The following is a 12,678-nucleotide window of genomic DNA, read 5'->3' as shown; positions in this document are numbered from 1 at the left end:
ATAGTTACTCAAAATATAGGAAACAATGTTTTCTTCCCCAAAAGTGGAAGTTATCTCACCACTTCGCGAGTAGTCAGAGACATAGGTTTTATCTCCTCATTTAAAATCTCAAATTCAGTAGTTATTTTTCTGAATGACTGACCAGATAAAAAATGTGAGAAAGTACCTTGCTATAAATTATGAGCCACACTTATTCATCCTCCTTTTATCCAGCCAATAACTTTCTCTAACCACATAACACCGCGGCCCGCGCCGGATCGAGCTGAATCAGCCCGCCTAGCAATTTTTCCATAGCAGGCCCGAGGCGAATCTTGTCAGCCTCACTGCGACTGGCTTTCAGTCTGAGGAGTTTCAGATGACGGGCCTGTACCTCAAACAGCAGCTCGGGTTCCCAGTCGCTAAGGGCCACTTCTGTGGCACGCTCACCCAGCTCTGCAAACAGGTGCACCGCGAGCTCATTTTTTCCGTACTGTTCTGCAATACGCCCCATTAGCAGGCGCAGCAGCCACTGCTGCCGCGCAGTGGCGATGCCTGGTCGATGCTGTAACCAGCTCAGTGCCGCATCCGGGCTTTCGCTGTCCGCCAGCGCCACGGCTTCCGACTCCAGAGCCAGAATGTCGTCATTCACTTCGGCCATACGGGCGGAAGGCGTTTCTTTGCCCCACCCAGCGGTGGTATCCAGTACGCTCTGCTGGATCCAGTTCAGCGTCACTTCATCAGCAAACGGCGTACCGTCACTGAATGCCAGCGTCTCCAGCCCGGATAGCCGGGTCAGTATCCCCTTCAGATCAGCGGCAATAATGTCAGCCACTATCTCCTTACCGGACTTCGTCAGCGCCTGGTGGATATACCATTGCAGATCCAGCCACAGGTGGTTAGCACCGCGGGAAAAAGTACTGTCTGCCGTTTCCAGAATTTCAGCCCAGTTTTGCTGCAGGTACAGACGTTTGAGCAGCGCTCGCTGGTCTGCTCTTGGGGGTTCGATGCGAGTTCGCCCCTGTGCATCTGGAGCCGGAATAGCCTGCAGGGTATCGTGACGCAGACTTTTCATCAGATGGTGCGCCGACAACCAACCGTCGGGCTGTTCGCGCAGGTATTCGCTGAGTGCGCGCGCCTGCGCCAGCAAATCCTGACCGGAAGTGATTCTCCCGATAGCTGGAGCATCGCTGTGACTCGCAGTGGAAAGTGTCTCAGTAGTGCTGGCGTTCTGCGGTACAACTGCATCCACACCGCCCGCTTTCTGCAGGCGGTTTTCCAGCGCACCATACAGCGCGTTAAGTTCTGGGCGGGTTTCATCCGGCTCATTTTCGGTGAGCTGCGCTATCAGCAGCAGCGCACCGATGGTGCGCAGCGCATCTTCCCTGACCACTTCCGGATACAGTGAAAGAGAATCCGTCATGCGTGAACCTGCCAGCCACTCCAGTGCTGCCTTACGGCTGCGGTTGCGCTGTGGATGCAGTTGCACACCGAAACGGTCTATCAGACCCGCCAGCAGTTCGAGTCCCTCTGCCAGCCCCTGCTCGCCTTCACGATGCAACCTGGCCCAGCAGTAATACGTCGCCACACGAATGTCTTTAGCGGTGGTGGTGAGCACTTTCTCCGCCAACTGGCAGATAAGCTCAGTATCCGCCCCGGAAAGTTTGTTGACCTCCTCGCGCATTTGCTGGAAGCCATCGTCATAACCTGGGTCATCCCCCACTGATGACTCTCCGGGTAACGGCTGCAGCCAATTGCTCCACTGCACCACTCGCTCACGGGTAGCGTCAAGGAGTGTCGTCGGCTCTGTCTGACAGGCGCTAACCAAGGCATTTAACGTGCTCATCAATTGACCTCCACCGCATCACGGTTCGTGCTGGCGACCGGGTCTGTCACTGCCACTTTCGCCGTGCTGAAGATGGTATCTGTCAGACTCATAAGGTTCCTTCAGTCATATTTAAACTCCAGCACACCCCCTTCTTCATCATTCCACCCCAGCGTCAACGACGCTGGCTTTTGTTTCGCCGCCATATGAGTCAGCAATTGCTGACTCAGCACAGGAAGAATTTGTTGGTTGAGTAAGCTGTCGACATTGCGCGCCCCGGTGTCCGGCAGCAGGCAGGCAGCGGTCAGCGCGTCGTACAGGCTTTCGTCAATCAGCGTGGTCAGGCCGTAGTGGCGCTGTAAGCGCTGGCTGACCTGGGAGAGTTTCATCTCCACAATCGTGTGCATGGCTGCTTCTGCCAGCGGACGGTAAATCACGGTCTGGAAACGGGCGAGCAGCGCAGGCTGGAAGTGGTCGCGCAGTATCGGGCGCAGCAGTTCGTGCAGGTCTGCCTCGGTGGCTTCCGGTTGTTCGTCCAGCAACTGCATCAGGTGGTCGCTACCAAGGTTGGAGGTCATCAAAATAACGGTATTGCGGAAGTCAATTTCTCGCCCTTCGCCGTCGCGCATAAAACCACGATCGAATACCTGATAGAACAGATTCATCACGTCACGGTTCGCTTTTTCGACTTCATCGAGCAGCACCACACTGTACGGACGCTTACGTACGGCTTCGGTAAGGATGCCGCCCTGGCCGTAGCCGACGTAACCAGGTGGAGAACCTTTCAGCTGGGAAACTGTGTGTGGCTCCTGGTATTCCGACAGGTTAATGGTAATCAGCGATTTTTCGCCACCGTACAGCACATCCGCCAGCGCCAGCGCGGTTTCAGTTTTTCCTACACCGCTTGGACCAACCAGCAGGAATACACCCTGTGGACCGTTCTCAGAGGTGAGGCCAGTTTTAGCGGCGCGCAGGCGCCGGGCGATGGCTTCAAGCGCAATATTCTGACCGACTACACGTTTACCGATTTCATTTTCCAGGGTAAGCAGTTCGGTCTGTTCGTCTTTCATCAGCGAAGAAAGCGGCACGCCGGTCCAGTCGGCAATCACTGTTGCAACAGTGCGCACATCCACATCCACCGACAACAACGGATTGCCCTGCTGTAAACCGTTCAGCTCCTGTTGCAGGGCATGCGTTTCGCTCTGACGGGAAATGTCCTGGCGGCTTTCCCGTAGTTGTTCAGTAAGTTTCAGTTCCTGGCCGTACTGGGTTTCAAGTTCGTGGAGTTCAACGATGACGTTTTTCTCTTCCTGTTCGATTGCCTTCAAGCGTTCACCGTGGTTTTGATTACCGACGGTAATGTCTTCCTGTAGCGCTTGTCTCTCCATTTCAAGAGAGGTAATCCGGGAACGGATACGGGTCAACTGTTCGGGTACGGTGTCGAGACTCATACGCACGCGAGCGCTTGCAGTGTCGAGCAGGTCAACGGCTTTGTCCGGGAGTTGACGGCCTGTCAGATAACGTCGGGATAACGTAACGGCAGCGCACACCGCATCATCAGTGATGTGCACATTATGATGTTCGGCATAACGGGATTTCAGGCCACGCAACATCAGACAAGCCGTGTCGTCGTCCGGCTCGTCAACTTTCACCATCTGGAAGCGGCGTTCGAGTGCGGCATCGCGCTCAAAGTATTGTTTATACTCAGACCAGGTCGTCGCGGCGATGGTACGTAACTCACCGCGCGCCAGGGCTGGTTTCAGCAGATTGGCAGCATCAGCACCACCAGCCTGGTTACCTGCGCCGATGATGGTATGGGCCTCATCGATAAACAGCAAGATAGGTACCGGAGACTGCTGTACAGCATTAATCACGTTTTTCAGGCGCTGCTCAAATTCCCCCTTCACTCCCGCCCCCGCCTGCAGCAGCCCGAGGTCAAGAGTGCGTAGCACCACCGGTTTGAGGGATTCAGGGACATTACCGTCAGAGATTCTGAGCGCCAGACCTTCTACCAGTGCGGTTTTCCCGACACCGGGCTCACCGACCAGGATTGGGTTATTTTTTCGGCGACGAGAAAGAATGTCCACCATCTGGCGGATTTCACTATCGCGGCCAAATACCGGATCAATTTTGCCTTCACGCGCCTGGGCGGTGACGTCATGGGTGAATTTATCCAGCGCATTCTGCAGCGCCGGACTCAGTTCCCCTTCTTTCATCTCACTCCCTACTGGACGCCCGATAAACTCCACGTCCCCACCATGGCTCCCCGTGAGTTCGGCTTCCTGCTGTACCTGCGCACGCTCGTCTGACTGAGCATCCAGTAGCGGGCGCAGGCACTCTAACTGGCTCTGGCCCAGAGTCAGCAATGGCCACAGACCATCGCAGCGCACCAGCTTCTGTTTAGCCACCAGCGCCATCAGCAGGTGGTGGCTTCGAATCTGTTCTTCTCCCGCCAGTGAGGCAATCAGCCAGGCTTGTTGCATCAATACCTGGATATTTTCTGAAAGCTGCGGACGATGGCGCACCGAGCGCGGTTGTTTGTCGAGCCAGGCAAGCAAATCTTGCCAGAGAGTGTCCATGTCCCACTCGTAGCGGCGTGCCAGCACCGTGAGATCCCCCTCGCCCTGCTCAAGAAGTTTCAGCAGCCAGTGCTCTGGCAAAATTTCCGCATGCGCGCGAATCTGACAGAGTGAAGCCGCGCCTTCCATCGCACGGGCGCAATAAGGGTTCAGACGTCGCAGCAAAATGGCTGGATTTTCCATGAATATCTCTCTTTGTCGGTTTCTGAACACGCTACCGCCCCTCGCTGTTTTCCGTGAGGAAGACCAAAGCGCATACGGTCGTGCTGGCAGATTGTGGAGTTTTTGCTGAAAGCCCGTTGGCTTCAGACGTTCAGCAAAAACAAAAAACGGACAGAGAAACTCTGTCCGCTCGTGGCTTAGGCGGTGGCGCGTTCGTTCCAGGAATCGGAATGAATAATGTTGCCGTCTTTGTAGGTCCAGGTGATTTTTTCGTAACGCAGTTCAATGCGCTCAAGGTGGTTGTGCTTCTCTTTAGAAGGATCCTTGATGTCATACATTTCAGGATTCACCTTCACCACTTTCACGTTCTCAAGTTTGGTGTTGAAGTACTCCACTTCCTGGCCTGCGTCGTTGATTTTGTACCACTTGAATTCGGCAGACTTGAGGGTCTGACCGGTGGTCACTGCCTTGTACAAGTACGGGCTGGAGGAGTCGATTTCCTTGGTGAACAGGAACGGGGTATGGATACGGGTGCCGGTCAGTTTGCCTGTGTTGTTATCAGTCGGGATGTACAGGTTGTGTTCCTGAGCCACGACTTCGATGCTGCCTTCACGATCCTGAACGTCCACAGACCCTTTGATGTCCGCGCCGCCATCGTCCTTCAGCCAAAGATAAACAGGTATTGCCATGGAATTACTCTCCATTATGTTGTGATGCGCCATCATCCTGCGATGACGCCAGGGTGTGTCCAGGTATCTGACAGGCATTAGCCTGCGGTACCAGACTGATTTCGACACGCCGGTTGAGCGCACGGCCCTCTGGGGTGTCATTGGTTGCGACCGGACGGCTTTCGCCATAGCCCTGTACCGCAAAACAGCTTTCCGGTACGTCACCGGTTTCATGCATCCAGACGCGCACCGCTTCGGCACGTTTCTGAGAAAGCGTCTGGTTTAGTTGTGCGTTCCCGGTGTTATCCGTGTGGCCAGCGACCACAATCAACCAGCCCGGTTTTGCTCTGACTCCCACCAGTGAATTAACCAACATTTTGGTGGACCCGGCCTTCAGCACCGATTTGCCGGAATCAAATAGCGACATACTGTCGAGGCGGATAATCTTCTGCCCCGGGACGATTTTTTGGATAACAGGTGAAGAGAACGACGGTGGTGCCAGGTCATCCATGACGGCTTCAATAACAGGTACAAGACGCAGTCTCTGATACAGTCCGAGGCGATAACGCACAGGCTCACCGCGACGATGCCAGTCATCCAGCAGTGCACCATCAGCGCGCAGACGCTGTTGGGCCTGGAGTTTAGGTTCTGCCGGTGTGTCAGTAAGATGGTGGTATAAGGCAAGGTGGTCGCCGACATTGCGACGGATAAATCACAAACCGGAGGAAGATTATCCGCCAGGTCGGTATCAACAATCGTGCCATCCTGGAAACGTACCACCAGACGGGTAGCATTTAGCCGTGACAGCGCCAGGGCGGCGGTGTCAAATTCAGCATTCACCACGCCCCAGGGATGGGAAATCCCCATCCTTGCAACGGTATCGGCAACGTGCGCATTCCAGCGGGCCTGCTGCTGGAACTGTTGCGGGGCCAGCGCAGCCCCGTCCTCCCAAAGTGGGCGAAAAATTTTCATCCTTGATTTCCCCTCGCCTTACGACTTGGCTTTTGGCATCTGGGAAACCAGTGATAGGTTGATGTCCATCCCTTCCACCTGGAAGTGGGGGATAGCAAAGAGTTTCACGCGGAAGAAGCCTGGGTTATCCCCGATATCTTCCACCAGCACTTTCGCGTCACGCAGCGGGTGAGAAGCCTGCAAGTCATCGCCCGGATCGGTCATTTCTGTCACAAGACCACGAACCCAGGTATTAAGCTCCAGTTCCAGCAGACGACGATCCTTGGTTGTACCAATGTTTTCCCGTTGAATCAGCTTCAGGTAATGAGCGATTCGCGACAGCAGGAAGATGTACGGCAAACGCGCATTGATGCGGCTATTTGCAGTGGCATCAGCAGTGTCGTAGAGCGCAGGTTTTTGCGTGGAGTTCGCCGAGAAGAAACAGGCATAATCGCGGTTTTTGTAGTACGACAGGGGAATAAATCCAAGATTTGCGAATTCAAATTCGCGGGTTTCCGGGATCATCACCTCTGACGGAATTTTGACCTGATTACCCGTACCGAGATCATACAGATGAATGGGCAAGTCCTGCACTGCCCCCCCGGCCTGTGGGCCACGGATTTGCACGCACCAGCCGTTGTTGATGAAGCTTTTCACCATGTTGGCCGCAAAAGCGAAGGAGGCATTGGTCCACAGGTATTTATCGTGATCCGGGCCTTTTACTTCTTCAACATAGTTAAAACTACGTACCGGTACTGTGTCCGGGCCATACGGCAAACGGCCCAGCACGCGAGGCATGACCAGCCCCATGTATCGGGAGTCATCCGTATCCCTGAAACTTTTCCATTTAATGTACTCGGCGCGATCAAAGTAGTTACCAATATCTTTGATGGCCGCGACCTCTTCCATTGACTCTTTCAGGAAAAATTTCGGCCCCGCAGAACCGATAAAGGGCATATGTGCCGCAGCAGACACTTTCGACAAATTACGCATCAGCGCCACGTCCTGCGCAGAAGCATCAAACTCGTAAGAGGAAATCAGCGCGGCAATCGGCTCGCCGCCCGGAGTGTCATACTCATCGATGTATGTGTGTTTGTACAAACCACTCTGGATAATTTCCGGGCTATCTTCAAAATCCTGGCGCAGGTCTTCTTTAGAGATATCCAGCAGTTCAACTTTCACGTTCTGGCGGAAATCGGTTTTATCAACCAACGATTTCACGCCCCGCCACAGGCTTTCTACCGCCTGAAAGGCCTCATGATGCATAACTGCATCAAGTTGACGACTTATCTGGTAATCCAGTTCAGCGATATGGTGGTCAATCAAATTTTTGTCGAGCTTTTCAACTTTAGAGCCGGATTTAGTCAGACATTCCAGGAACACTTGCATCCCGGCCGTTAAACGTTCATCCGCGGTCGCATCTGACATCGCCTGTGCATCCTGCCAAATATCCAGTGCACTCAACTCTGAGACTGGGCTCAGATTAATTTTTTCAAACAGGGACGCATAAACTCCACTTGCCACAGGACGTTCAAGGACCACACTCTCGCCAGCAGTGGCATTCTCATTATTTACAGACATCAACATATTCCTTATTAATCCGTTAAATCGTCATGATCGTTATGGCTGTTTTGGGGCCAGGGCTGAGAGTTCGGCTCTGAGTTCTGCGCTTAATGCCGGGTCCAGCAGAATATTTTCCAGTTCTTTGCGGAAAGCCTGGTTATCCAGAAGATTTGCTTTTAAATCACGAAGTAAATTACGCATGGAAAGCATGGCCTTCAGCTGCGGTATTTGTCGGGAGACTTGTTCCGGGGAGAAATCCTTTATACTGCGGAATGTCAGTTTGATGCTGTCTTCGCTATCGTCATCAGCAAGCGTATTTTTAACGATAAGATTTACTTTTGGGGAATAATCAAAAAGGACTGCATCAAAGTTATTTTTGTTAAGATTAACTTTTTTACGTTCTGATAATGGCGCGGATTCCTGACCATTACTAAAATCACCCGCAATAAGTAACTTAAGGGGTAATTCCATTTTTTTGCTTGCGCCACCTGTATGCAGTTCTAATTTTAGATTAATACGGGCCTTCGGGATCTCCCGCTGGAAGCTGTCACTCATAGTTCCCTCACGTAATTCAGTTAAAGTCAAATTAACAACAATATTTCCTTAACCAGATACTAGGGCAATATCAATTTCAAAAAAACAATATAGATCAATAAATTGAGTATAAAAAACAATAAGAAATCTGCCAAAAAACAAAAATAATTTCAGACATATCAAGCAATTAAAAACGACTCTATACATGTTCTGAATTATATTTTCATTACGTAACTACATTATTTTTATACCCTAACCCAGATTGTACAAAGTGCGAAATGTTGACTTATTATATAACAACATTTTTCATGATCCTCAGGCGGCAGCCCTGAGTGTTTTTGCGATGTAATATCGAAGTAATTCGTTTGTATATAAAACCTATCACTAAAGTAAACCGTGAATATTCACCGTGCACTGGCATTTTCTCTTTGCACGCTCCAGCTTAAAGTCAAACCAGTTTCTATTAGGTTAAATACCGTAGAAAGAAGGTTTACTTATTAATATTTTTATTTAAGACAATCGGAATTTTGCATTTTTGCATCCAAAAGCCTCTTCAGGAATACTCTGATTAAGCATAAACATTGATGCAGCGCAGCAAATTATTTATTTTCACCACTTATATTCACATAGACATTGTAATTGCACAGTAAAAGTAGGTACTTATGCGTAATGGAGTATTTCGGATTAGTAAGTATTTGGTTGTTATTACTGCGATATCCTGTATGTATACCGGATTTGCATTTGCAACGAACGTCACATTGAACTCTGTCCAGGTAAAACATCTGAATAGTGTTATCAATCGTGAGGTAAAAGGGACGAATGACCGTAATTTTGTCAATAACAACTGGACTGAAGCTCAGCGCGTAGCCGAATTTATTTGCCGACCGCTCGCACTAAAAGAGCTGCAGAAGCAGTACCCCGACGTAGATAAGGTTATTTTCGATCAGGGAAAACATAATATGCAGCGACTGCTCTCACCTGCACTACTGACAGGCAATGGCCAGTACCGTAGGGGGATTAGCTGGACGCCGTTTCACTTCGAATGTCAACTGTCAGTAAAAACCGGGGAAGCAACAGGATTCAGGCTGACGAGAAACAGAGCCCTGACCATGGCTCCAGGGCCAGTTATTCTTTCTGAAGGAGCCAACCAGTGAAAAATATACTTACGGCATTTCTCATCATTACGTTGCCTGCTTTCTCTGTCACGGCAGCCAGTTTTGACTGTCGACTGGCCCGCAGTGCGGATGAAAAAGCGATTTGTGCATCGCGTACCCTCAATGACATGGATGTGGAGATGAGCGTTAAATACAAATTTCTCCATGGGCTTTACGCAATGGGTGCCGCCGGGGAACTAAAAGAATCACAGGCACAGTGGCTGACAGAACGACGCCGTTGTGGCAGTGACAAACCCTGCCTGAGAGAAATATACAGAAAGCGCTTAACAACGTTGAACCATCTTTATGACGCGATTAACAAACCACTCTGAATCCAGAGTGGGCTCGTTGGTTGTTGGAAGTGCCTTCGTGCGAGGCACTTCCTTATCAGTGTGCACAGTTATTGGTTAGCGAATGATAATCCCCATCATTATTTTTTAATTTAATAATAGTTTCCACAGAAAATATATACGGTGATAAATGCGCCCCTGTTTGATTTAAAAACATATTTATCGCCATAAATAATCAAGCGCAAAACTATCATACTAGTCAATATTCACCGCAAAAAATTTGTTATTCTCTTCTGCTTTACAGGGGGATTGTCAACCTGTTTATTATATTCAGCTTAAATAGTTAATCACAAAATATCATCGCCATTACTGACGTGTTTTATTTATTGATAACAGTGACATACGTTCTTTTTTTATAAGCAAACAATCAATCGCTAAATTGTTTTTCGACTTAATAGTTAATCGCGAAACATTTTAATGATTGATAAAAATCCTAAATTCCTTGTTCATAATGTAGGTGTGTGTTAAATAGGTGGGCAAAATTTGGTTCCCCCTTCTCGCCTGTAATATTGCAGCATCTTCGCACTTCCACGAGACATTGCGACTTAATAAGAAGGTGATAAGCCCAACATAAGCACATGGGCTGACCATAGTTTTATATTCATTAAAACACTTTGTTATAACCAATTGATTTAATATCAATAATTTATTGTTGGTTCGGGTTTGTTGTGACTATGGCATTATTTCCGAGCAAAGGAGTTGATATGTCTGAAAGACATTTACCTGATGACCAGAGCAGTACTATCGATCCATATTTAATTACCTCGGTTTGCCAGACTCTGGCAGAACAAGGTGCTGCATTACAAAACTTGTCCAAACAGTTGGATTCCACTCAGTACCAGCGTGCTCTTGAATTGATAATTAATTGTAAAGGACACGTTATTCTTTCGGGAATGGGTAAATCAGGGCATGTTGGTCGAAAAATGTCTGCGACTCTGGCCTCTACGGGTACGCCGAGTTTCTTTATTCATCCCGCAGAAGCTTTCCATGGCGATCTGGGCATGATTACGCCTTATGATCTTCTGATCCTTATTTCTGCCAGCGGTGAAACAGACGAAATCCTGAAGCTCGTCCCGTCACTGAAGAATTTCGGCAACCGAATTATCGCCATTACCAATAATGGAAATTCCACGCTGGCGAAAAATGCCGATGCCGTGCTGGAACTCCACATGGCGAATGAAACCTGCCCGAATAATCTTGCACCAACAACGTCTACCACGCTGACCATGGCGATCGGCGATGCGTTGGCGATTGCCATGATCCACCAACGCAAATTTATGCCGAATGACTTTGCGCGCTATCACCCGGGCGGTTCATTAGGCCGTCGCCTGCTGACCCGCGTTGCGGATGTCATGCAGCATGATGTCCCTTCGGTTCATCTGGATGCGCCCTTTAAAACGGTGATTCAACGTATCACCAGCGGTTGCCAGGGAATGGTGATGGTAGAAGACGCAGAAGGCGAGCTGGCGGGCATTATCACCGACGGAGACCTGCGTCGCTTTATGGAAAAAGAAGATTCTCTGACATCCGCCACGGCGGCGCAGATGATGACGCGTGAACCGCTGACGTTGCCAGAAGAAACCATGATCATCGAAGCGGAAGAAAAGATGCAAAAACACCGCGTCTCGACGTTATTGGTGACCAACAAGGCGAACAAAGTCACTGGTCTTGTGCGCATTTTCGACTAATTAAGCAACAGGGCGCGAGAGTTAAGTCTCTCATTGAGTTTGCGCCCCACTGAAACTCTGATAATCGTTACATGTTGATAAAAGTGAAGTCTGCCGTATCCTGGATGCGTGCTCGTTTGTCTGCCATCTCACTGGCAGATATCCAAAAACACCTGGCGAAAATCATCATTCTGGCACCGATGGCAGTGCTGCTGATCTATCTGGCTATCTTCAGCCAGCCTCGCTATATGAGCGAATCGAAAGTTGCCATTAAACGCTCAGATGATTTAAACAGTGGCAGCTTAAATTTTGGTCTGCTATTGGGTGCCTCTAACCCGAGTTCCGCAGAGGATGCGTTATATCTGAAAGAGTACATTAACTCTCCAGATATGCTGGCAGCGTTAGATAAGCAACTGAATTTTCGCGAAGCGTTTAGCCACAGCGGGCTCGATTTTCTTAATCATCTTAGCAAGGATGAAACCGCAGAAGGCTTCCTGAAGTACTACAAGGACCGTATCAACGTCTCGTATGACGATAAAACCGGATTGCTCAATATTCAGACGCAGGGCTTTAGCCCGGAGTTTGCGCTTAAGTTTAACCAGACCGTGCTGAAAGAGTCAGAGCGCTTTATCAATGAGATGTCACATCGCATTGCGCGTGACCAGCTTGCCTTTGCGGAAACGGAAATGGAAAAGGCACGCCAGCGTCTGGACGCCAGCAAAGCGGAACTGCTCTCTTATCAGGACAACAACAACGTTCTGGATCCACAGGCACAGGCACAGGCAGCGAGCACGTTGGTGAATACGCTGATGGGCCAGAAGATCCAGATGGAAGCGGACCTGCGTAACTTGCTGACGTATCTGCGTGAGGACGCCCCGCAAGTTGTGAGTGCGCGTAATGCGATTCAGTCATTGCAGGCACAAATCGATGAAGAAAAAAGCAAAATCACAGCGCCACAGGGTGACAAGCTAAACCGTATGGCGGTGGATTTTGAGGAAATCAAATCAAAAGTAGAGTTCAACACTGAGCTCTACAAACTGACGCTGACCTCCATTGAAAAGACCCGTGTAGAAGCGGCTCGTAAGCTCAAGGTGCTGTCTGTGATCAGTTCGCCACAGTTGCCGCAGGAATCCTCTTTTCCAAACATCCCTTATTTGATCGCCTGTTGGTTACTGGTGTGCTGCCTGTTGTTCGGCACCCTGAAACTGTTGCTGGCTGTTATTGAAGATCACCGAGATTAACGCTGTCG

At 49.9% G+C, this 12,678-nt stretch carries 9 protein-coding genes and 2 pseudogenes; 4 read left to right on the top strand and 7 right to left on the bottom strand.

The window, feature by feature from the left end:
- Nucleotides 1-226: 226 nt before the first annotated feature.
- The 7 genes and pseudogenes from tssA to tssB all read right to left on the bottom strand — a co-directional run bounded on the left by tssA (nt 227) and on the right by tssB (nt 8,279).
- The gene (gene tssA, locus FEK50_RS08725) at nt 227-1,822 is read right to left on the bottom strand and encodes a type VI secretion system protein TssA (RefSeq protein ID WP_131162480.1); all 1,596 of its coding nucleotides are present in this window, start codon (nt 1,820-1,822) and stop codon (nt 227-229) included.
- 101 nt (nt 1,823-1,923) lie between these two features.
- Nucleotides 1,924-4,563, bottom strand: a complete 2,640-nt coding sequence (gene tssH / locus FEK50_RS08720; RefSeq protein ID WP_131162481.1) for a type VI secretion system ATPase TssH — start codon at nt 4,561-4,563, stop codon at nt 1,924-1,926.
- Between the two features lie 176 nt (nt 4,564-4,739).
- A complete protein-coding gene (hcp, locus tag FEK50_RS08715; protein ID WP_024558534.1) occupies nt 4,740-5,231 on the bottom strand; it encodes a type VI secretion system effector Hcp in 492 nt (163 codons plus the stop codon).
- 4 nt (nt 5,232-5,235) lie between these two features.
- A pseudogene (locus tag FEK50_RS08710) lies at nt 5,236-5,913 on the bottom strand (OmpA family protein); the annotation flags it as partial.
- Nucleotides 5,914-5,915: 2 nt separating this feature from the next.
- Nucleotides 5,916-6,182: pseudogene (tssK, locus tag FEK50_RS08705) on the bottom strand (type VI secretion system baseplate subunit TssK); the annotation flags it as partial.
- Nucleotides 6,183-6,200: 18 nt separating this feature from the next.
- Entirely contained in the window at nt 6,201-7,748 is a 1,548-nt protein-coding gene (tssC, locus tag FEK50_RS08700; protein WP_130207939.1) for a type VI secretion system contractile sheath large subunit, read from the bottom strand.
- Between the two features lie 33 nt (nt 7,749-7,781).
- Nucleotides 7,782-8,279, bottom strand: a complete 498-nt coding sequence (gene tssB / locus FEK50_RS08695; RefSeq protein ID WP_130207941.1) for a type VI secretion system contractile sheath small subunit — start codon at nt 8,277-8,279, stop codon at nt 7,782-7,784.
- Nucleotides 8,280-8,920: 641 nt separating this feature from the next.
- On the opposite strand from tssB, the gene FEK50_RS08690 reads away from it, so the two are divergent.
- The 4 genes from FEK50_RS08690 to FEK50_RS08675 all read left to right on the top strand — a co-directional run bounded on the left by FEK50_RS08690 (nt 8,921) and on the right by FEK50_RS08675 (nt 12,670).
- Complete coding sequence (locus FEK50_RS08690) at nt 8,921-9,412, top strand: hypothetical protein (RefSeq protein ID WP_131162482.1); 492 nt, start codon at nt 8,921-8,923, stop codon at nt 9,410-9,412.
- Complete coding sequence (locus FEK50_RS08685; protein ID WP_130207945.1) at nt 9,409-9,744, top strand: lysozyme inhibitor LprI family protein; 336 nt, start codon at nt 9,409-9,411, stop codon at nt 9,742-9,744. Before FEK50_RS08690 ends, FEK50_RS08685 begins: the two co-directional genes overlap by 4 nt.
- A gap of 722 nt (nt 9,745-10,466) precedes the next feature.
- Nucleotides 10,467-11,450: a KpsF/GutQ family sugar-phosphate isomerase gene (locus FEK50_RS08680; protein WP_130258027.1), complete on the top strand. Its 984-nt coding sequence runs from the start codon at nt 10,467-10,469 to the stop codon at nt 11,448-11,450.
- A 71-nt stretch (nt 11,451-11,521) separates the two neighbouring features.
- Nucleotides 11,522-12,670, top strand: coding sequence for a capsule polysaccharide export inner-membrane protein KpsE (locus FEK50_RS08675; RefSeq protein ID WP_000905920.1), 1,149 nt, complete (start codon nt 11,522-11,524; stop codon nt 12,668-12,670).
- Nucleotides 12,671-12,678 lie beyond the last annotated feature (8 nt).

Origin of the sequence: Escherichia sp. E2586, from assembly GCF_005781105.1 — a bacterium.
In the GTDB taxonomy this organism is placed as follows: Bacteria; Pseudomonadota; Gammaproteobacteria; order Enterobacterales; family Enterobacteriaceae; genus Escherichia.
The sequence above is the reverse complement of the archived record's forward strand: the minus strand, read 5'-3'. Positions and strand labels throughout refer to the sequence as shown.

Bases quoted from the DNA above. Each gene is read 5' to 3' on its own strand.
- tssA (WP_131162480.1), bottom strand. From the start codon at position 1,822: ATGAGCACGTTAAATGCCTTGGTTAGCGCCTGTCAGACAGAGCCGACG.
- FEK50_RS08680 (WP_130258027.1), top strand. From the start codon at position 10,467: ATGTCTGAAAGACATTTACCTGATGACCAGAGCAGTACTATCGATCCA.
- tssB (WP_130207941.1), bottom strand. From the start codon at position 8,279: ATGAGTGACAGCTTCCAGCGGGAGATCCCGAAGGCCCGTATTAATCTA.
- FEK50_RS08675 (WP_000905920.1), top strand. From the start codon at position 11,522: ATGTTGATAAAAGTGAAGTCTGCCGTATCCTGGATGCGTGCTCGTTTG.
- hcp (WP_024558534.1), bottom strand. From the start codon at position 5,231: ATGGCAATACCTGTTTATCTTTGGCTGAAGGACGATGGCGGCGCGGAC.
- FEK50_RS08690 (WP_131162482.1), top strand. From the start codon at position 8,921: ATGCGTAATGGAGTATTTCGGATTAGTAAGTATTTGGTTGTTATTACT.
- tssH (WP_131162481.1), bottom strand. From the start codon at position 4,563: ATGGAAAATCCAGCCATTTTGCTGCGACGTCTGAACCCTTATTGCGCC.
- tssC (WP_130207939.1), bottom strand. From the start codon at position 7,748: ATGTTGATGTCTGTAAATAATGAGAATGCCACTGCTGGCGAGAGTGTG.